The 18923-nt window shown below is 72.4% G+C and carries 14 protein-coding genes and 1 tRNA gene; 12 read left to right on the top strand and 3 right to left on the bottom strand.

All coding sequences use genetic code 11. The features are described 5' to 3' along the window. Positions 1-72: 72 nt before the first annotated feature. The 3 genes from NJC10_RS05400 to NJC10_RS05390 all read right to left on the bottom strand — a co-directional run bounded on the left by NJC10_RS05400 (position 73) and on the right by NJC10_RS05390 (position 4552). The gene (locus NJC10_RS05400; RefSeq protein ID WP_319075076.1) at positions 73-1908 is read right to left on the bottom strand and encodes a long-chain fatty acid--CoA ligase; all 1836 of its coding nucleotides are present in this window, start codon (positions 1906-1908) and stop codon (positions 73-75) included. 80 nt (positions 1909-1988) lie between these two features. Next, on the bottom strand, positions 1989-3623 hold the full coding sequence (locus NJC10_RS05395; RefSeq protein WP_319075075.1) for a dolichyl-phosphate-mannose--protein mannosyltransferase: 1635 nt from the start codon (positions 3621-3623) through the stop codon (positions 1989-1991). Positions 3624-3679: 56 nt separating this feature from the next. Continuing rightward, on the bottom strand, positions 3680-4552 hold the full coding sequence (locus NJC10_RS05390; RefSeq protein ID WP_319075073.1) for a hypothetical protein: 873 nt from the start codon (positions 4550-4552) through the stop codon (positions 3680-3682). Between the two features lie 78 nt (positions 4553-4630). Here NJC10_RS05390 and rsmI point away from each other — a divergent pair, with 78 nt between their 5' ends. The 12 genes from rsmI (at position 4631) to NJC10_RS05330 (ending at position 18923) form a co-directional block, all read left to right on the top strand. Then, positions 4631-5524, top strand: coding sequence for a 16S rRNA (cytidine(1402)-2'-O)-methyltransferase (gene rsmI, locus NJC10_RS05385; RefSeq protein ID WP_319075071.1), 894 nt, complete (start codon positions 4631-4633; stop codon positions 5522-5524). Positions 5525-5645: 121 nt separating this feature from the next. Further along, a complete protein-coding gene (locus NJC10_RS05380) occupies positions 5646-7169 on the top strand; it encodes an NAD-dependent succinate-semialdehyde dehydrogenase (RefSeq protein WP_319075069.1) in 1524 nt (507 codons plus the stop codon). 103 nt (positions 7170-7272) lie between these two features. Beyond that, positions 7273-7779 carry a hypothetical protein gene (locus NJC10_RS05375; RefSeq protein WP_319075068.1) on the top strand — a complete coding sequence of 169 codons (507 nt, stop codon included), beginning with the start codon at positions 7273-7275 and terminating at the stop codon, positions 7777-7779. Between the two features lie 130 nt (positions 7780-7909). Then, positions 7910-8833, top strand: coding sequence for a TatD family hydrolase (locus NJC10_RS05370; protein ID WP_413466400.1), 924 nt, complete (start codon positions 7910-7912; stop codon positions 8831-8833). Positions 8834-8861: 28 nt separating this feature from the next. After that, positions 8862-10673 (top strand): ABC transporter ATP-binding protein, encoded by a 1812-nt coding sequence (locus NJC10_RS05365; protein ID WP_319075066.1) that lies wholly within the window; start codon positions 8862-8864, stop codon positions 10671-10673. 52 nt (positions 10674-10725) lie between these two features. After that, positions 10726-11643, top strand: coding sequence for a 16S rRNA (adenine(1518)-N(6)/adenine(1519)-N(6))-dimethyltransferase RsmA (rsmA, locus tag NJC10_RS05360; RefSeq protein ID WP_298714140.1), 918 nt, complete (start codon positions 10726-10728; stop codon positions 11641-11643). Then, positions 11640-12593: a 4-(cytidine 5'-diphospho)-2-C-methyl-D-erythritol kinase gene (locus NJC10_RS05355; RefSeq protein ID WP_319075064.1), complete on the top strand. Its 954-nt coding sequence runs from the start codon at positions 11640-11642 to the stop codon at positions 12591-12593. Before rsmA ends, NJC10_RS05355 begins: the two co-directional genes overlap by 4 nt. A gap of 72 nt (positions 12594-12665) precedes the next feature. Then, positions 12666-14510, top strand: coding sequence for an ABC-F family ATP-binding cassette domain-containing protein (locus NJC10_RS05350; protein WP_319075063.1), 1845 nt, complete (start codon positions 12666-12668; stop codon positions 14508-14510). A gap of 119 nt (positions 14511-14629) precedes the next feature. Next, entirely contained in the window at positions 14630-16129 is a 1500-nt protein-coding gene (locus NJC10_RS05345; RefSeq protein ID WP_319075062.1) for a sugar transferase, read from the top strand. Positions 16130-16177: 48 nt separating this feature from the next. After that, a tRNA-Gln gene (locus NJC10_RS05340) sits at positions 16178-16249 on the top strand. Positions 16250-16311: 62 nt separating this feature from the next. Further along, the gene (gene glmU, locus NJC10_RS05335; protein ID WP_319075060.1) at positions 16312-17820 is read left to right on the top strand and encodes a bifunctional UDP-N-acetylglucosamine diphosphorylase/glucosamine-1-phosphate N-acetyltransferase GlmU; all 1509 of its coding nucleotides are present in this window, start codon (positions 16312-16314) and stop codon (positions 17818-17820) included. A 122-nt stretch (positions 17821-17942) separates the two neighbouring features. Further along, positions 17943-18923: a ribose-phosphate diphosphokinase gene (locus tag NJC10_RS05330; RefSeq protein ID WP_248115460.1), complete on the top strand. Its 981-nt coding sequence runs from the start codon at positions 17943-17945 to the stop codon at positions 18921-18923.

The following is an 18923-nucleotide window of genomic DNA, read 5'->3' as shown; positions in this document are numbered from 1 at the left end:
GCGCCAACCGGCCGCCGCCGGAGGTTATTCCGGAGGCAGGGCATTCCGGCGGCGGGGGTGCGGCGCCCTCCCTCAGCGGCGGTAGAGCGCCTCGATGTCCGCGGCGTAGTCGGCCATCACCTGGGAGCGCTTGAGCTTCTGGGACTGCGTCATGTGGCCGGAGGCCTCGGTCAGCTCATGGTCCAGGATGAGGAAGCGGCGGATGGACTCGGCGCGGGAGACGCCCGCGTTGACGGCGTCCACCTGCTCCTGGATCGCCGCCAGGACGGCGGGGTGCGTCGCGGCCTCCTCCAGGGTGAGGTCGAGCTCGCGGTCCATGCTCCAGCGCTTGAGCTCGTCCGGGTCCAGCGTCAGGAGGGCGCCGACGAAGGGGCGGTCGTCGCCGACCACCACGACGTGCCCCACGAGCCGGTGCTCGCGCAGCTTCTCCTCCATGGGCGCCGGATACATGTTCTTTCCGCCCGCGGTGACGATGATGTCCTTCTTGCGGCCGGTGATCCGCAGGAAGCCGTGCTCGTCGAGGGAGCCGAGGTCGCCGGTGCGGAAGAACCCGTCCTCCATGACCGCCGCGCTGGCCTCGGGCTGCTCGTGGTAGCCGTCGAACACCACCGGGCCGGAGAGCAGGATCTCCCCGTCCTCGGCGATGCGCACGGTCACGCCGGGCACGGGGAGGCCCACGGTGCCCACGCGCATGGCGGCGGGGATGTTCACGGTGGCGGGCGCCGTCGTCTCGGTGAGGCCGTAGCCCTCCACGATCGGCACGCCGACGCCGCGGAAGAAGTGCACCAGCTCGGGGGATAGGGCGGAGGCGCCCGAGACGCAGGAGGCGACCTCGCCGCCCAGCGCCTGACGGATCTTGCGGTAGACCAGGCGGTCGAAGAGGGCGTGGCGGGCGCGCAGCGCGCGGGAGGGGCCGGGGCCGCCGTCGTACGCGCGGGCCTCCTCGGCCTCGGAGAACGCGATGGCCGTCTTCTTCGCGGCGGCGTAGATCCGTCCGGTCCCGGCGCGCTCGGCATTGGCCGCGACGCCGGCCTCGAGCTTCTCGAACACGCGCGGCACGGCGAGCAGCCAGGTCGGGCGGTAGGAGGGCAGGTCCTGCATGAGCGTGGCGGGGGAGGGGGCGTGCGCCACCTGGATCCGCGCGTAGAGGCAGATGACCTGCACGGCGTGGGCCAGCACGTGCGCGAGCGGCAGGAACATCAGGGTTCGGGAGTGGAGGCCCGGCCCCCACTGGACGACGTCGCGCGCGAAGTGCAGCACGTTGATCGCGGCCGCCGCGAAGTTCCCATGGGTGATGATCGCGCCCTTGGGCGAGCCCGTGGTGCCGGAGGTGTAGACGATCGAGGCGGGGTCGGCGAGGGACGGGCGCGCGCGGGCGGCCTCGAGGTCCTCGGGGGCGACGGCGGCGCCGTCCTCCTCGAGGGCGGCCAGGCCCGCCTCGGTCAGGGGGAACAGGTCCAGCTCGACGTCGGCCGACGTCGCCGCGGCGCGGGCGAGGTCGCCGAGCGTGTCATCGGCGTGGGCCAGGACGCGGGTCCCGGAGTCGGCGAGGATGTGGCGGACCTGGCTCTCGGAGGAGGTCTCGTAGATCGGCACGGAGACCGCGCCGGCGAACCACACCGCCTGGTCGAGGACAGCCCACTCGTAGCTCGTGGGGGCGAAGATCGCGACCCGGTCGCCGGGGGCCACGCCGCGGGCGATCAGTCCCCGCGCGACGGCCCGGACGCGGTCCAGGAAGGCGCCGAAGCGGACGTCCGTCCAGCCGCCGGCGCCGTTGCGCAGGGCGTAGACGGGCGCCGTCGGGTCCTCGGAGCACGAGGCGAGGATGAGGTCGGTGAGGTTGCTCTCCGCGGGAGGCATCGCCACGAGCTCGGTGGCGGACTCGGTGAGCGGGCTGGAAGTGGTCACCCCCCGAGGGTAGCCATACCGGTGGTCGCCGTCAGTTCCATGTACCCACGTCAGGGCAGGCTATGTCAGGCCGGGGTCGCTCAGATCCAGCTGCTGAACCACATGCGCCAGCGCCACTGCGGGTAGGGGATGGTCTCGCCGATCCACACGGGCAGGAAGAACAGGGACACGGCGACGGCGAGCGCCACGTACGCGGCGACGATCGCCCCGCCCCAGCGCGGGCCGGGCCGATGGCCGGGGCGCAGCAACAGGGAGAGGACGAGCACGATCATCAGGATGAGGAAGGGCTCGTAGGCGATCGAGTAGAAGAAGAACATGGTGCGCTCGGGCCACAGGAACCACACGATCTGCCCGGCCACGTAGGCGCCCAGGAGGGCGCCGGCACGCCAGTCGCGGTACCGGACGAGCACGGCCAGGCAGACGAGCACGGCCGCCAGGCCGGTCCACCACACGAACGGGTTGGCGATGTCCGTGATGGCGGCGGCGCAGTCGCGTGCGGCGTCCGCGGGACAGCCGTCCTCCCCGGGCTTGCCGCCCTCGTAGTAGTAGCTGACGGGGCGCCCCATGAAGGGCCATGTGTACGGGCTGGCGCCGTAGTCGTGGGGGCTCGTCAGGCTCTCGTGGAACGCCGTGGACTCGAGGTGGTAGTGCACCAGCGAGCGCAGCGGTCCGGGCACCAGCGCCGACGGCCCCTGCGCCGGGTTCTCCTCCGCCCAGTGCCGGTGGTAGCCGCCGTCGGTCACGAACCAGCCGGTCCACGAGGCCAGGTACGTCAGCGCGCCGCCGCCCACGACGGCCGCGAACGCCAGGAATCCGTCCCGGCGCACGGCCGCGCTGATCCACTGGCGGATGCCTGCGGTCCGGCGGGCCTCCATGTCCCACAGCACCGTGAGCAGGCCGAACACGGCCATGAAGGCCAGCCCGGAGAGCTTCACGGCGCAGCCCGCGCCCAGCAGCAGCCCGGCCAGCAGGCGCCAGGGCCGCCAGCCCAGCCACGGGCCGGTGGCGAGGGGGTCGGGGTGGCCGCGCCCGACGTCGCGGGCGATGCGCGCGGCCAGCTGCCGCCGCCCGTGCACGCGGTCCGCCAGGAGTGCCGCGAAGGCGGCGATCACGAAGAAGGAGAGGAACATGTCCAGCAGGCCGATGCGGGACATCACGATGTGGTGGCCCTCCGTGGCCAGCAGCAGGCCGGCCACCGCGCCGAGGGAGACGGAGCGGAACAGGTGCTGGGCGATCAGCGTGGTGATCAGCACGGAGAGCGTGCCCGCCACCGCCGCGCTGAACCGCCATCCCACGCCGTTGTCCGCGCCGAAAGCCAGCATGCCCAGGCCGATCAGCCACTTGCCCAGCGGCGGGTGGACCACGTAGGCGGGGTCGGGGAGCGGCTCGGCCTCGCCGCGGGCGAAGGCGTCGTTCACGTCCTCCTCCCAGCGGCGCTCGTAGCCGGACTCCAGGAGGGAGTAGGCGTCCTTGGGGTAGTAGGTCTCGTCGAAGATCAGCTGGTCCGGGAAGCCCAGGTTGGTGAAGCGGACGACGGCGGCCAGCGCCGTGACCAGCAGCGGCACGATCCAGTGCCAGCGGGTCAGCGCCGCGTCGGGGACGCCCAGGCGCTCGCGGAGGGCGGGCGCGGAGAACGGCGCGCGACGGGCGGCATGCGCCCCCCGAGGGACGGCAGGGCCGGACGACGGGCGCGAGGCGAGGGCGGAGGCGGGCACGCGCCCATGCTACGGGGGCGGTGCGGCGGGGCGGGGGCCGAGGCTGACGCCTCGACTCAGGTCAAGACGGTGGGGAGGCGCTTGCGCACCGGGGCTGGCAGATGGGACGCCGCCCGCAGGATCTGCTCCTTGTGCGGACGAAGGCGGTACTTCACCGCGCCGACGGCGTCGCCCTTCCGCTCCCGCCACGTCCGCTGCCAGCCGCCGAACGGGCTGCGGACCCTCACGTGGTACTTGTCCAGCAACGCCTCCGGCACCAGTTCCTGACCCACGCCCCAGCGCTCGGCGAACCGGGCGATGCCCAGCTCCTTGTCCGGGTATCCCGTGAAGTGCATGACGAACGAATCGGCCAGGGACGTCTCGTAGTAATGGCCTCGCGAGTTGAGTTCGCGGTGCCCGACGATGCGGACGGAGTGCTCGTGACCGCGGGTGCGGATGACCCACCACATCTGGTCCTGGTCTCCGTTCGTGAAGAGCCCGTCGCGGTTGTCATCCCACCAGGCCCGCACCTCGGTGAGGTCCGCCGTGGCCGTCTCCTCCACGATCGCCCGCCCGACCTCGTCGTTGCGGATGAGCATGACGCCCGTGTTGATGCGGGACCAGAACCCATTGGGCTCGAGAGGGCCCTCGGCGATCACCAGGCTGATCCCGTCCCGCTCCGCGTCTGCGATGAGGTCCTGGATGTTCGTGGCCGCGAAGTCCGTGACGAAGGCGTCGTCGTCAAGCCAGACGAGCCAGTCGTACATCGGCAGCAGGCGGCGCAGGATGGAGACCTTGTAGTCGAACTTCGAGCGGATCTCCGGGTCGATGCCCGTCTCCAGTCGGAAGTCCATGCCGTGTTCGCGGGCGTAGATCGCGTGGTTGACGTAGGAGCGCAGGCGGATCTCATCGCCGCCGGAAGTCAGGCAGATGCGCGGGTGGTCATTCATGAGGGCGGCCTTCCGACGGCGATGACGTGGCGCCCGGCTCTGACGCCGGGTTGGGGCGAACCCCTACGATCGTGACACATGGCCCCCTCTGAACTCGGACGTCCCGCGCATCCGTCCGGTCGCATCGTCCTCGCCGCCACGCCCATCGGCAATCTCGGGGACGCCTCCGCGCGGCTGCGGGATCTGCTCGCCGAGGCGGACGTGATCGCCGCCGAGGACACGCGCACCGCGCGGCACCTCTGCCAGGCGCTCGGGGTGAGCGCCACGGGCCGCTTCCTGGCCCACCACGAGCACAACGAGGAGGCCTCCGCCCGGGGGCTGCTGGAGCAGGTGCGTGCCGGCGCCACCGTGGCCGTGGTGTCGGATGCCGGCATGCCGACGGTCTCCGACCCCGGCTACCGGCTCGTGGCCGCCGCCGTGGCCGAGGGCCTCGACGTCACGTGCGCCCCCGGCCCGAGCGCCGTGACCACGGCGCTGGCGCTGTCCGGCATGCCGACCGACCGGTTCGCCTTCGACGGCTTCCTGCCGCGCAAGGACGGCGACCGCCGCCGCCGCTTCGAGGAGATCCGCACCGACCCGCGCACGGTGGTGTACTTCGAGTCCCCCCAGCGCCTCACGGATGCACTCGCGGTGCTCGCCGAGACGCTCGGCGCGCAGCGTCCCGTGTGCGTCGCCCGCGAGCTCACCAAGCTCCACGAGGAGGTCGTCCGCGGCACCGCCGAGGAGGTCCTCGCGTGGGCGCGAGAGCGGGCCGCGGGGGAGGGGATTCGCGGGGAGATCGTGCTCGTGGTGGGACCCGCGTCGGCCACGGAAGGAGCCGAGGAGGTCAGCGAGGCGGACGCCGTCGCCGAGGTCGGCGTGCTGGTGGCCTCGGGCACCCGCCTCAAGGAGGCCGTGGCCGCCGTCGCCGGGGCCCACGGACTGCGCAACAGAGACCTGTACCAGGCTGTCCTGGCCGACCGCGCTGGCTAGGATCGGGGGCGAGGGCACCGCCTGCCGCGCGCGCCGGAATAGGGCGAGCCGCCCCGCGGTTGACCTGCCCGTGTGCGGGAGCCGTCGGCTCCCCGCGACCGAGTCTGAAAGAGGTGCACCCATGACCGTGACCGCCGAGCGCGAGAAGGCCCTGCTGGAGTCCGTCCCCACGGGCCTGCTGATCGACGGGGAGTGGCGCGACGCCTCCTCCGGCAAGACCTTCGACGTGAAGGATCCGGCCACCGGCAAGGTCATCGCGAGCCTGCAGGACGCGAACTCCGACGACGCCATGGCCGCCTTCGACGCCGCGTGCGCCGCGCAGGCCGACTGGGCCCGCACCCCGGCCCGCGAGCGCGCGGACATCCTCCGCCGGGCCTACGACATGATCAACGAGCGCGCCGAGGACTTCGCGCTGCTCATGACCCTCGAGATGGGCAAGCCGCTGGCCGAGGCCCGCGGTGAGGTCGTCTACGGCAACGGGTTCCTCCGCTGGTTCTCCGAGGAGGCCGTCCGCCACTACGGGCGCACCCTCACCATGCCGGAGGGCACCCTGAAGATGCAGGTGCACCACAAGCCGGTCGGCCCGTGCCTGCTCATCACCCCCTGGAACTTCCCGCTGGCCATGGCCACGCGCAAGGTCGGCCCCGCCGTCGCCGCCGGCTGCACCATGGTCATCAAGGCCGCCAAGCTGACCCCGCTCACCACCCAGCTCTTCGCCCAGGTGATGATGGAGGCCGGCCTGCCCAAGGGCGTCCTCAACGTGGTCTCCGGCTCCTCCGCTTCGGCCATCTCCGGCCCGATCATGCAGGACCCGCGCCTGCGCAAGGTGTCCTTCACCGGCTCCACCCCGGTGGGCGTGCGCCTGATGAAGGACGCCGCGGACAACGTGCTGCGCACCTCCATGGAGCTCGGCGGCAACGCCCCGCTCATCGTCTTCGAGGACGCGGACGTCGACGCCGCCGTCGAGGGCGCCTTCGCCGCCAAGATGCGCAACATGGGCGAGGCCTGCACCGCGGCCAACCGCTTCCTCGTGCACGAGGACGTCGCCGAGGAGTTCACGCAGAAGTTCGTCGCCAAGCTGGAGGCCCTCAAGCCCCTGCGCGGCACCGATCCGGAGTCCACTCTCGGCCCGATCATCTCCGAGGACGCCCGCGAGGACATCCACGCGCTCGTCAGCGAGGCCGTCGAGGCCGGTGCCGAGGTGCTCACCGGCGGTCAGAAGATCGAGGGCGACGGCTACTTCTACGCGCCCACCGCGCTGAAGGTCCAGAAGGGCAACCCGATCCTGAAGCAGGAGATCTTCGGCCCCGTGGCCCCGATCGTCACCTTCTCCACGGAGCAGGAGGCCATCGAGATGGCCAACGACACCGAGTACGGCCTGGCCTCCTACCTGTTCACCCGCGACTACACCCGCATGTACCGCGTGGCCGAACAGATCGAGTTCGGCCTCATGGGCTACAACGTGGGCGTCATCTCCAACCCGGCCGCGCCGTTCGGCGGCGTGAAGCAGTCGGGCCTGGGCCGCGAGGGCGGCGCCGAGGGCATCGAGGAGTACACCTCGGTGCAGTACATCGGCATCGCCGACCCCTACGCGGACGCGCCGGCCCCGGCCGCTCCGCAGGACGGCGCGGTCAACGCCGACTGACCTCTCGCCGAGCGCATGACGCGGCCCGCCGCCCCCGGAATGCACGGGGCGGCGGGCCGCCGTGCCGTTCACGGACGCCGGGCGTCCTCCGAGGGTGGAAGCCGTGAAGAACCTCGCCCGCCGTGCCGCGCTCGCCGCGGCGGTGCCGGCCGTGACCGCCCTCGACGCCTGGCGCTGCCGGGGCCGGGACACCGCCGACCTCGCCTCCGACGTCACCGTCTGCGTCAAGACGTTCGAGCGGCCGGCCGTCATGGCCCGCTTCGTGCGCAGCACCCGGCGGATCTTCTCCGGGCTGCCCGTGGTGGCCAAGGCCCCGCAGGTGTACCTGGCGCGCACGGCGTCCCTCCGGAAGGTGGGGTGGGACGAGGACCTCCGCATGGTCGACCACCGGGACTTCTTCTCTCGGGCCAGCGGCACGCTCGTGTTCGTCACGGCGCCGTTCCCCGCGTACCACTCCCGTACCCCGTGGAACCGCTTCTTCACGGAGCATCGGAACGACGTCGAGGGAGACTTCTCACTGCTGCACCGCAAGTGGAGCGATCGCGCCGCGGCGGGGGCCCCGGTGCGTCCGCGGCCGGCGCCGGTCGGCTCGTTGACGTCCGACCTCTGAGCCGTGCCGTCACGGCCGTGAACCTACAGTGGTGGGCATGACCGACCCGCATGCCACTCGATCGACTGCCCCGCCCTCCGACAACGCGGATCACGAGGCCGGCGTTCCGGTGGCCTATCGGCCGCCCTCGATCTCGGACTCCGTGGCAGCGGACGACGCAGGGGCCGGACCCCGCCGCGACGCGCGGGAGGAGAAGTCGGGACGCCGGCGCCGTCTCGAGTACCCGCCCGCCCCGGAGCCGTTGCCGGTGGCCGTGGTGGACAACCACACGCATCTGGACTTCCGGGACGGCCTGGTCCGCGTGGACGTGCATCAGGCCATGGATGTCGCGGAGGCCGTCGGTGTGGTCGGTGCGGTGCAGGTGGGGTGCGACGTCGAGTCGGCCCGCTTCACGGTGGAGGCGATCGAGGCCGAGCCGCGGCTGCTGGGTGCCGTGGCCATCCACCCGAACGACGCCGCCCGGCACGCCGAGCGCGGCGACCTGGACGCGGCGCTCGCGGTGATCGAAGAGCTGGCCCGGCACCCCCGGGTGCGCGCGGTGGGGGAGACGGGACTCGACTACTTCCGCACGCAGGACGACGCGGGCCAGGCCGCTCAGCACGAGGCCTTCCGCTGGCACATCCGCCTGGCGCGCGCCCTCGGCAAGGCGCTGCAGATCCACGACCGGGACGCGCACGACGACGTCGTCCGGATCCTGCTCGAGGAGGAGGCCGACGGCGGCCTGCCGCCCCACGTCGTGTTCCACTGCTTCTCCGGGGGACCCGAACTGGCGCGGACGTGCATCGAGCACGGGTGGCACATGAGCTTCGCCGGGCCCGTCACGTTCAAGGCCAACGACGCGCTGCGCGATGCGCTGCGCCTCGCCCCGCCGGAGCTGTTGCTGGTGGAGACCGACGCTCCCTTCCTCACCCCGCACCCGCACCGCGGCCGACCCAACGCGCCCTACCTGATCCCACTGACCCTGCGGGGCATGGCGGCAACGCGGGGCGAGGACGTGGCCGACCTGGGACGGGCCGTGATGGCCAACACCACTCGGGTCTACGGCGAGTTCTAATCCAGGTACTCCGCCTACGATGGACCGCGTGCTGACCCGATTCTTGAAGAGGCGACTCCCGGACGGGACGCAGTACCTCGTCGACCGGGGCATGCGCATCCGCCTGGTGTTCGTCGTCCTGGGCTCCATCGTCGTCGCGCTCCTGGAGATGGCGGCTCTCGCGTCGGTCCTCCCGCTCGTCGACCTCCTGACGGCCGGTCGGCTCTCCACCCCCGTCGTCGCTGACGTGTTCACCGCGTGGGGCGTGGACACGGTCGGGGAGCAGGCGCTGGCTCTCTCGGGGATCATCGTCACGGCCTTCTTCACCAAGGCCGTGCTCGTCCTCGCCTTCCGCTGGTGGACCATGGGATTCACCAACCGGAACCTGATCGAGACGTCGTCGAAGCTCCTCGCCTACTACCTGCGGGCGGACTACGGGCTCCACCTCACCCGCACGGTCGGCACCCTGGTCAGCAACGTGACCTCCACATCGGGCATGGCCTACACCGGGGTCATCAACGGTGGGGTCACACTCCTCACGGACGTGGTGACACTGGTCGCGGTGGCGATCGTGGTGGGCGTCGCCATGCCCATGACCGCACTCGGCATGGCCGTCTACTTCATGGTGGTGGCCCTCGTCTTGAAGTACTTCATCCGACGCCCTGCCTCGCGGCTCGGCTGGACTCTGGTGGTGACGGGGGAGGCCTCGAACACGGCGGCGCTGCAGGGTCTCGAGAACTACAAGGACGTGAAGATCCGGGGCAACGACTCGGCGTTCCTCAACGCGTACCGCGACGCACGGACGGAGAACGCCGCAGCCATCCGCCTCAAGATGATCCTCACGATGATGCCGCGCTACGTCCTCGAGGTGGCCTTCGTCGCGGCCATCGCGGCCCTGGTGGCGATCTCCTTCGCCAGTGGCCGCGGTGACCAGGCCTTCGGATCCCTGGCCCTGCTGGCGATGGCCGGCTTCCGGGTTCTCCCCTCCATGGCCTCCATCATGGCCACGAGCAATGAGATCAGGACGTCCTGGCCTGCCTTCGAGCGCACGGTCGCCGAGCTCAAGGACGCACAGCCGGTGCTGGACGCGGCGCGCCGACCGTATGACCGTCTCGACTTCACGCGCTCCTTGGAGGTACGGGACGCGAGTTTCACCTACCCCGGCAAGGACGAGCCGGTCCTGAAGGACATCGACCTCACCATCCCCTTCGGCTCCTCCTACGCCTTCGTGGGCGGCAGCGGCGCCGGCAAGACCACGCTCATCGACCTGCTGATCGGCTTCCACCACGCGCAGGCCGGCGGCGTGTACGTGGACGGGCAGAAACTCGAGGCGAACCCGCGCGGCTGGTGGGACAACGTGGGGTTCGTCCCGCAGTCCGTCACCGTGGTCAACGGCACCGTGCTGCACAACGTCCTGCTGGACACCGAGGCCGCCGAGACCGTGGACCGCTCCGAGGTGGAGCGCGTCCTCCGCGACGCCCAGCTCGGCGAGTGGCTGGACGCCCTGCCCGACGGCCTGGACACCGTCATCGGCGAGGGCGCCGTCGGCGTCTCCGGCGGCCAGCGCCAGCGCCTCGGCATCGCCCGCGCGCTGTACCGGCGCCCGCGGCTCCTCGTGCTGGACGAGGCGACGTCGGCGCTCGACAACCTCACGGAGCGCCGCGTGACGGACGTGATCCAGGCCCTCAGCGGGAGGATCACCGTGCTGGTGGTGGCCCACCGGCTCTCCACCGTGAAGCACTGCGATCAGATCGTCCTCATGGACCAGGGCCGCATCGCCGGCCAGGGGACCTTCCAGGGACTCCAGGAGACCAGCCCGGAGTTCCGCGAGCTCGTCGAGCTCGGCGACCTGTCCACGTGAGCCGGAGGCGCCCGCCCCTATCGCGTCCCGCTCCGCCGATAGACTCCCACGCATGACCCAGCACCCCGAGGCGCCCGCGCCGGCCCCGCTCCTCAGCGCAGCGGACGTGCGGCGCATCGCCGCGGAGCTGGACCTGCGCCCCACCAAGCAGTGGGGCCAGAACTTCGTGATCGATCCCAACACCATCCGGCGCATCGTGCAGGCGGCCGGAGTCGGCCCGGAGGAGCACGTGCTGGAGATCGGGCCCGGTCTCGGCTCCCTCACGCTGGGCCTGCTGGACGCCGCGTCCGCGGTCACCGCGGTGGAGATCGACCCGGTGACCGCCGCGCGGCTGCCCCGCACGGTGGCCGACTACCGGCCGGAGGCGGCGGACGCCCTCGCGGTGCTGCACGCGGACGCCATGACCCTCTCCCCGCACGAGCTGGACGCGGTCCGGCCCGCGGCCGCCGGCACGGGCCCCACGGCCCTCGTGGCCAACCTCCCGTACAACGTCGCCGTGCCCGTGCTGCTGCACGCGCTCGCGGTCCTGCCAGGGCTGCGTCACGGACTCGTGATGGTGCAGGACGAGGTCGCGGACCGCCTCGCCGCCCCACCCGGCTCCCGGGTCTACGGCGTCCCCTCCGCCAAGGCCGCCTGGTACGCGGACGTCCGCAAGGCCGGCGTGATCGGCACGCAGGTGTTCTGGCCCGCCCCGCGCATCCACTCCGGCCTCGTCGCCTTCACACGCCGCGAGCCCCCGGTCTCGGACGTCGACCGCCAGGACGTGTTCGCCGCGGTGGACGCCGCGTTCTCCCAGCGCCGCAAGACCCTGCGGGCCGCCCTCGCGAGCTGGGCCGGCACGCCGGCGCTCGCGGAGGAGGCGCTCCGCGCCGCCGGCGTGGACCCCCGCGCGCGGGGCGAGCAGCTGGACATCGCCGCCTTCGCGCGCATCGCGCGGCACCGCCCTGCGGCAGGGGAGGCCCGCCCGTGAGCCAGGACCCCACCGCCCGCCATGTCACGGCCACCGCCCCCGGCAAGGTCAACCTGTCCCTGCGGGTCGGCCCGCCCGGCCTCGACGGCTACCACCCGGTGGCCACTGTGTACCTCGCCGTCAGCCTGCGGGAGACCGTCACGGCCATCGTCCGCCCGGACGCCCGGATCACGGTCGCCCCGTCGCAGCGCCAGGTGAGCCTCGTGGACACCGCGGACGTGCCGTGGGACGAGCGCAACCTCGCCCATCGGGCGGCCGTCCACCTCCGGGAGACCCTCGGCCTTGAGCCGGACACCCACGGCGTGGACCTCGAGGTCGCCAAGCAGGTGCCCGTGGCCGGAGGCATGGGCGGCGGCTCCGCGGACGCGGCCGCCGCACTCCTCGCGTGCGCCGCCCTGTGGGAGACGGGCCTGACCCGCAGCCAGCTCGCCGAGATCGCGGCCCCCCTCGGCGCGGACGTGCCGTTCGCCGTCATGGGCGGCGCCGCCGTCGGGCTGGGCACTGGAGCGGACCTCACCCCCGTGGCCGCGCGCCGCCCCGTGCACCTCGTGCTCGTGCCGGCCGACGCCGGACTCTCCACTCCCGTGGTGTTCCGCACCCTGGACGAGCTGCGCCGGGACGGCGTCCTGACGGATGCCGCCGGGGCACCGGAGGTCAACCAGGACGTGCTGCGCGCGCTCACCGCCGCGGACCCGCTCGACCTCGCTACCGCGATGGACAACGACCTCCAGACCCCGGCGGTCGCCCTGTTCCCGGACCTCTCGGACATGCTCGACCTGGGCCTGGACGAGGGGGCCCTGGGCGGCATGGTCTCCGGCTCCGGGCCCACCCTGCTCTTCGTGACGCACACGGAGCAGGACGCCCTGCGCCTGGCCACGGCCATCCAGGAGCGCACCGGCGTGGACGCCCTGCCCGTGCGCGGCCCCGTCCCCGGGTCCCACGTGCTCTGACGCTCCGCGCGCCACTGCCCTCGCCCCCCGCACCCGCCTCTCCCCGCCTCCTTCCGGAAGGACCTCCACCCCATGGCCCACCTGCTCGGCGCCGAGAACATCGGCATCGCCTTCGGCACCCGCACCATCCTCGAGGGGCTCTCCCTGGGGGTGGACGAGGGCGACCGCATCGGCCTGGTGGGCCGCAACGGCGACGGCAAGTCCACCCTCCTGCGCATCCTCGCCGGCCTGCAGACGCCGGACTCCGGACGCGTCACCCGGCGTGGAGGGGTGCGCGTGGGCGTGCTGGACCAGCAGGACCGCCTGGACCCGGAGGACACGGTGCGCCACGCTGTCGTCGGGGACGTGGACGACCACGTGTGGGCCTCGGACCCCACGATCCGGGACGTCCTCGGCGGCCTCCTCACGGGCCTGGACCTCGAGCAGAGGGTCGAGGGCCTCTCCGGCGGCCAGCGCCGCCGCGTCGCGCTCGCTCGGCTCCTCGCCGGGGACGACGACGTGCTCTTCCTCGACGAGCCCACCAACCACCTCGACGTGGAGGGCGTGGCCTGGCTCGCCCAGCACCTGAACTCCCGCTGGCGGCCCACCGACGGCGGCCTCGTGATCGTGACCCACGACCGCTGGTTCCTCGACGCCGTGTGCACGCGCACGTGGGAGGTCCACGACGCCACCGTGGACCCCTTCGACGGCGGCTACGCGGCCTGGGTGCTCGCGCGCGCGGAGCGCGCCCGCCAGAGCGCCGTGGTGGAGCAGAAGCGCCAGCAGCTCATGAAGAAGGAGCTGGCCTGGCTGCGCCGCGGCGCCCCGGCCCGCACCGCCAAGCCCAAGTTCCGCATCGAGGCCGCCAACGCGATCATCGCGGACATGCCGGAGCCGCGGGACTCCGTCTCCCTCGCCAAGACCGCCACGGCACGCCTGGGCAAGGACGTGCTGGACCTCGAGGACGTGAGCCTGACCCTGGGGGACAAGCGGATCCTCGAGGACGTCACCCTGCGCCTCGCCCCCGGCGAGCGCCTCGGGATCGTGGGCGTCAACGGCGCGGGCAAGTCCACGCTCCTGCGCCTCCTCGACGGCCGGCTGGCCCCGGACTCCGGGAAGATCAAGCGCGGCAAGACCGTGGTCACCGCCACTCTCACGCAGGACGTGAAGGAGCTGGACGAGGTCTCCCACCTGCGCGTGGCCGAGGTGATGGCACGCGAGGGAACCACATTCCAGGTGGGCGGCAAGGACGTCTCCGCGGGGCAGCTGCTGGAGCAGCTCGGGTTCGGTCCCACCCGTCAGTGGACCCGCGTGGACGAGCTCTCCGGCGGCGAGCGGCGCCGTCTGCAGCTGCTGCGCCTGCTCGTGGGGGAGCCCAACGTCCTCATGCTGGACGAGCCCACCAACGACCTGGACACGGACACCCTGGCCGCCGTGGAGGACGTCCTGGACGGCTGGCCCGGCACGCTCGTCGTCGTCTCGCACGACCGCTACCTCCTCGAGCGCGTCACCGACCACCAGATCGCCCTGCTGGGGGACGGGAAGGTGCGCGGCCTGCCCGGCGGCGTGGAGCAGTACCTCGAGCTGCGCGCCGCCATGGAGGACGGCGCCGCGGCCCCGCCGGGCTCCGGCGCGCCGTCGCGGGGGCGGAACAACGCCGTCGGCACGTGCGCAGGGATGGGAAACCCGAGGTCGGCTGCCGCCTCCGGCGGCTCCGAGGCGGAGCGCCGCCAGGCGCGCAAGGACATGGCCCGGATCGAGCGGCAGATGGACCGGCTGCGCGAGAAGCGCGCCCGGCTGGACGCCCGCATGGCCGAACTCGGCCAGGCCCAGGAGTTCGACGGGCTGTCCGCCGTCTCCGCCGAGGTGCGCGACGTGGACGCTCAGCTCGAGGTCCTCGAGGAGGAGTGGCTGTCCGCCGCAGAACTCGAGGGCTGAGCCGAGCGGGTGCTGCACAACTGCAGCACAGGATCCGCTGCGCGGAGGGGAGCGCTCCGTCTATGATTCTTCAGGAACCTGCGTCATACGGCGAAACACGGAGTGAGGAGTCGAGACAGGTGCCTGACACCAACGCAGCGCCGCCGGCCCCCTCGGGGCTGTCGGCCGGCGCCACGGTCCGACGCCGCGTCCTCGGGGCCCCGTGGGAGCAGGGGCTGCCGCGACTCGTGCTCCTCGTGGACGTGCTGGCCGTGGTGCTGGCCACGTTCCTCTCCGCCGAACTGCGCTTCGGCGCCGCCGGTCTCGAGCCGATCCCCGGCCTGGACGCCGTGAACTACGGGATCATCAGCGTGGTCCTGAGCGTCCTGTGGGTGCTCACGCTGGGGGTGGAGGGCGCCCGGGACATCCGCATCCTCAGCGTCGGCGCGGAGGAGTACAAACGGGTCCTGCGCGCCACGCTCCACCTCTTCGGCGTGGTGGCCATCGTGGCCTTCGCCGCGGGACTCGAGGTGGCCCGCGGCTACATCGCCCTCGCCCTTCCCCTGGGCGTCCTGCTCCTGCTGATCGGCAGGTTCGTGGTGCGCGGCTGGGTGGCCCGCCGGCGCCAGGCGGGCGCGTTCCGCCGTCGCCTGCTGCTGGTGGGCGGCCCGCGGGCCGTCCAGCACGTGTTCGACGCGCTCGACTCGGAGGCCGGTGCCGGCTACGCGCCCGTGGCCGCGCTGCTGCCCGGCTACAAGCCGCGCGCGGCGGGATGGCTGCCCGTTCCCGTCCGCACGGACGTGGAGGGCGTGGCCGAGGTTGTCGCCCAGGTGGAGGCCCTGGAGGTCGACGCGGTGGTGATCACCTCGGGCCACCCCTTCGTGCCGAGCGACGTCCGGCAGCTGGGCTGGGAGCTGCAGGAGCGCGGGGTCTCCCTCATCATGGCCCCGGCCCTGCTGGACGTGGCCGGGCCCCGGCTGCACACGCAGCCGCTGGCCGGCCTGCCGCTGATCCACCTCTCCACCCCTCGCCTGGCGCCAGGCAAGGCATTCACCAAGCGGGCCTTCGACCTGGTGGCCGCGTGCCTGGGCCTCGTCGTCATCTCCCCGCTGCTGCTGGCCGTCGCCATCGCCGTGAAGGCCACCGACGGCGGCCCCGTCCTCTTCCGTCAGGAGCGCATCGGCCTGGGGGGCGTCCCGTTCACCATGCTCAAGTTCCGTTCCATGGTGGCGGACGCGGAGGAGGTCAAGGCGCAGCTGGAGTCCGACTCCGGCGAGGGCAACGTGCTGTTCAAGATGAAGGAGGATCCGCGCATCACGAAGGTGGGCAAGGTCATCCGGCGCACGAGCATCGACGAGCTGCCCCAGCTGGTGAACGTGCTGAAGGGGGACATGTCCCTCGTGGGTCCCCGGCCGCACTTGGCGCACGAGGTGGAGCAGTACGAGGAGCACGTGCACCGCCGCTTCCTGGTGCAGCCCGGCATCACGGGCCTGTGGCAGGTCTCCGGGCGCTCGGACCTCTCGTGGGAGGACGCCGTGCGCCTGGACCTGTACTACGTGGAGAACTGGTCCATCCTGGGGGACATGGTGATCCTCGCCCGCACCGCCCGTGCGGTGGTGGCCGCCGAGGGCGCCTACTGAGCCTGTGGAAGAATGAGCCGTCGTCGCGCCCGGCGTGGGCCGTGACGCTCCGCCCTGGTGTAATGGCAGCACGCCGGCCTTTGGAGCCGTGCAGTCTAGGTTCGAATCCTAGGGGCGGAACGCCCGCTCCCTGACCGGGAGCGCGGCACGCCCCGCTTCCCCGAGCATCAGGAGCCCCGCGCATGACGCAGCCTGCCGTCCGTCCCTCCGCCGTGATCGTGCTGGCCGCCGGCCAGGGCACCCGCATGAAGTCGGCCACGCCGAAGATCATGCACGCCATCGGCGGCCGCTCGCTCGTGGGCCACGCGCTCGCCGCCGCGCAGTCGCTGCAGCCGGAGCACCTCGTGGCCGTGGTGCGCCACGAGCGGGACCGCGTGGCCGAGCACATCGAGGGCGTCGCGCAGGACCTGGGCATCTCCGGCCTGGCGATCGCGGACCAGGACGAGGTGCCGGGCACCGGCCGTGCCGTCGAGCTCGGCCTCGCCGCCCTGCCGGAGGACCTCGCGGGCACCGTGGTGGTCACATACGGCGACGTCCCGCTGCTCACCCTGGAGACCCTCGCGGACCTCGTGGCCACCCACGAGGCGGACGGCAACGCCGTCACCGTGCTCACCGCCACCCTCGAGGACGCCACCGGCTACGGGCGCATCGTCCGCGACGCGGAGGGCCTCGTGGAGCGCATCATGGAGCACAAGGACGCCCTGGCCCACGCCGCGTCCACCGGCGACTCCTCCTTCGTGGAGATCGCCGAGGTCAACTCCGGCATCTACGCCTTCGACGCCGCCCTGCTGCGCCGCACCCTCCCGCTGCTCTCCACGGAGAACGTGCAGGGCGAGAAGTACCTCACCGACGTGCTGGGCATGGCTCGCGCCGAGGGCGGCCGCGTGGCCTCCGTGGGCACGGAGGACGTGTGGGAGGTGGAGGGGGCCAACGACCGCCGCCAGCTCTCCGACCTCGGCCGCCAGCTCAACGACCGCGTGCTGCGCCGCTGGATGAAGGAGGGCGTCACCGTCGTGGACCCGTCCTCCACCTGGGTGGACGTCACCGTCACGCTCGCCTCGGACGTCACCCTCAAGCCCGGCACGCAGCTCCACGGCACCACCACGGTGGCCACCGGAGCGGTCGTCGGCCCGGACTCCACGCTCACCGACACCCGCGTGGGGGAGTGCGCCACCGTCAAGCGCACCGACGCCACCGAAGCCGTGATCGGTGACGACGCCTCCGTGGGCCCGTTCACCTACCTGCGCCCGGGCACGGTGCTGGGCGAGGAGGGCAAGATCGGCGCGTTCTACGAGACCAAGAAGGTCACCGTGGGCCGCGGCGCCAAGCTCTCCCACCTCGGCTACGCGGGGGACGCGGAGATCGGCGAGTACACCAACATCGGCTGCGGCAACATCACCGCCAACTACGACGGCGTGAACAAGCACCGCACCGTGATCGGCGCCCACGTGCGCACCGGCTCCAACACCGTGTTCACCGCACCGGTGACCGTGGGCGACGGCGCCTACACCGGCGCCGGCGCCGTGGTGCGCGAGGACGTGCCCGCCGGAGCGCTGGCCCTGAACGCGGTGAGCCAGCGGACCATCGAGGGCTGGGTCACCTCCCGCCGGCCCGGCACCTCCTCGGCGCAGGCCGCCGAGGCCGCCGGAACGGGGACCGACGCGGATCAGCGCGGCGGCGCGGGCGCCTGAGCGGGCGCTCGGCCTGGGCGCACACGCCTAGGATGGGAGGCAGGATCAGCGCGGGGGGCGCCTGGCAGGCACAAGCAGCGAGCAGTGGCCGCGGATCCGCGGCCACGGAGAGCAGGGACGTCATGAGTGAACTGAGCCGGAGCGAGGACAAGCGGCTGGTGCTGGCCACGGGGCGGGCACACCCCGAGCTCGCGCAGGAGATCGCCGATGCCCTGGGCACCGAGCTGCTGCCCATGAGCGCGTACGACTTCGCCAACGGGGAGATCTACGTCCGCTCGGGCGAGTCGGTGCGCGGCAAGGACGTCTTCGTCATCCAGTCCCACCCGGCGCCGCTGAACAACCACCTCATGGAGCAGCTCATCATGCTGGACTCCATGAAGCGCGCCTCGGCCCGCCGCATCAACGTGGTCTCCCCGTTCTACCCCTACGCCCGCCAGGACAAGAAGGGCCGCGGGCGCGAGCCCATCTCGGCCCGCCTGGTGGCGGACCTCTACAAGACCGCCGGTGCCTCGCGCATCATGAGCGTGGACCTGCACACCGCGCAGATCCAGGGCTTCTTCGACGGCCCGGTGGACCATCTCTTCGCCATCCCGCTGCTCGCGGACTACATCCGCGGCCAGGTGGAGGGGGAGAAGGTCACCGTGGTCTCCCCGGACACCGGCCGCGTGCGCGTGGCCGAGCAGTGGGCGGACCGCCTGGGTGGCGTGCCGCTCGCGTTCGTGCACAAGAGCCGCGACCTCACCACGCCGAACAAGGCCGAGTCCAAGACCGTGGTGGGCGACGTCGAGGGACGCGTGTGCGTGCTGATCGACGACATGATCGACACGGGCGGCACGATCGCCGGCGCTGTGCGCATCCTCAAGGACGCCGGCGCGAAGGACGTCATCATCGCCGCCACGCACGCCGTGTTCTCGGACCCGGCCGCGCAGCGCCTCGGCGACTCCGGGGCCCGTGAGATCGTGGTGACCAACACCCTGCCGATCCCGCCGGAGAAGCGCTTCGAGAAGCTCACCGTGCTCTCGATCGCCCCGCTGATCGCCCGCGCCATCCGCGAGGTGTTCGAGGACGGCTCCGTGACCAGCCTGTTCGACGGCGACGCCTGA

Source organism: Micrococcus sp. M4NT (assembly GCF_033790745.1).
GTDB lineage: Bacteria > Actinomycetota > Actinomycetes > Actinomycetales > Micrococcaceae > Micrococcus.
The sequence above is the reverse complement of the archived record's forward strand: the minus strand, read 5'-3'. Positions and strand labels throughout refer to the sequence as shown.

Coding starts and splice junctions, on each gene's coding strand:
- NJC10_RS05350 (WP_319075063.1), top strand. CDS start 12,666: ATGGCCCACCTGCTCGGCGCCGAGAACATCGGCATCGCCTTCGGCACC.
- NJC10_RS05380 (WP_319075069.1), top strand. CDS start 5,646: ATGACCGTGACCGCCGAGCGCGAGAAGGCCCTGCTGGAGTCCGTCCCC.
- NJC10_RS05390 (WP_319075073.1), bottom strand. CDS start 4,552: ATGAATGACCACCCGCGCATCTGCCTGACTTCCGGCGGCGATGAGATC.
- rsmA (WP_298714140.1), top strand. CDS start 10,726: ATGACCCAGCACCCCGAGGCGCCCGCGCCGGCCCCGCTCCTCAGCGCA.
- glmU (WP_319075060.1), top strand. CDS start 16,312: ATGACGCAGCCTGCCGTCCGTCCCTCCGCCGTGATCGTGCTGGCCGCC.
- NJC10_RS05330 (WP_248115460.1), top strand. CDS start 17,943: ATGAGTGAACTGAGCCGGAGCGAGGACAAGCGGCTGGTGCTGGCCACG.
- rsmI (WP_319075071.1), top strand. CDS start 4,631: ATGGCCCCCTCTGAACTCGGACGTCCCGCGCATCCGTCCGGTCGCATC.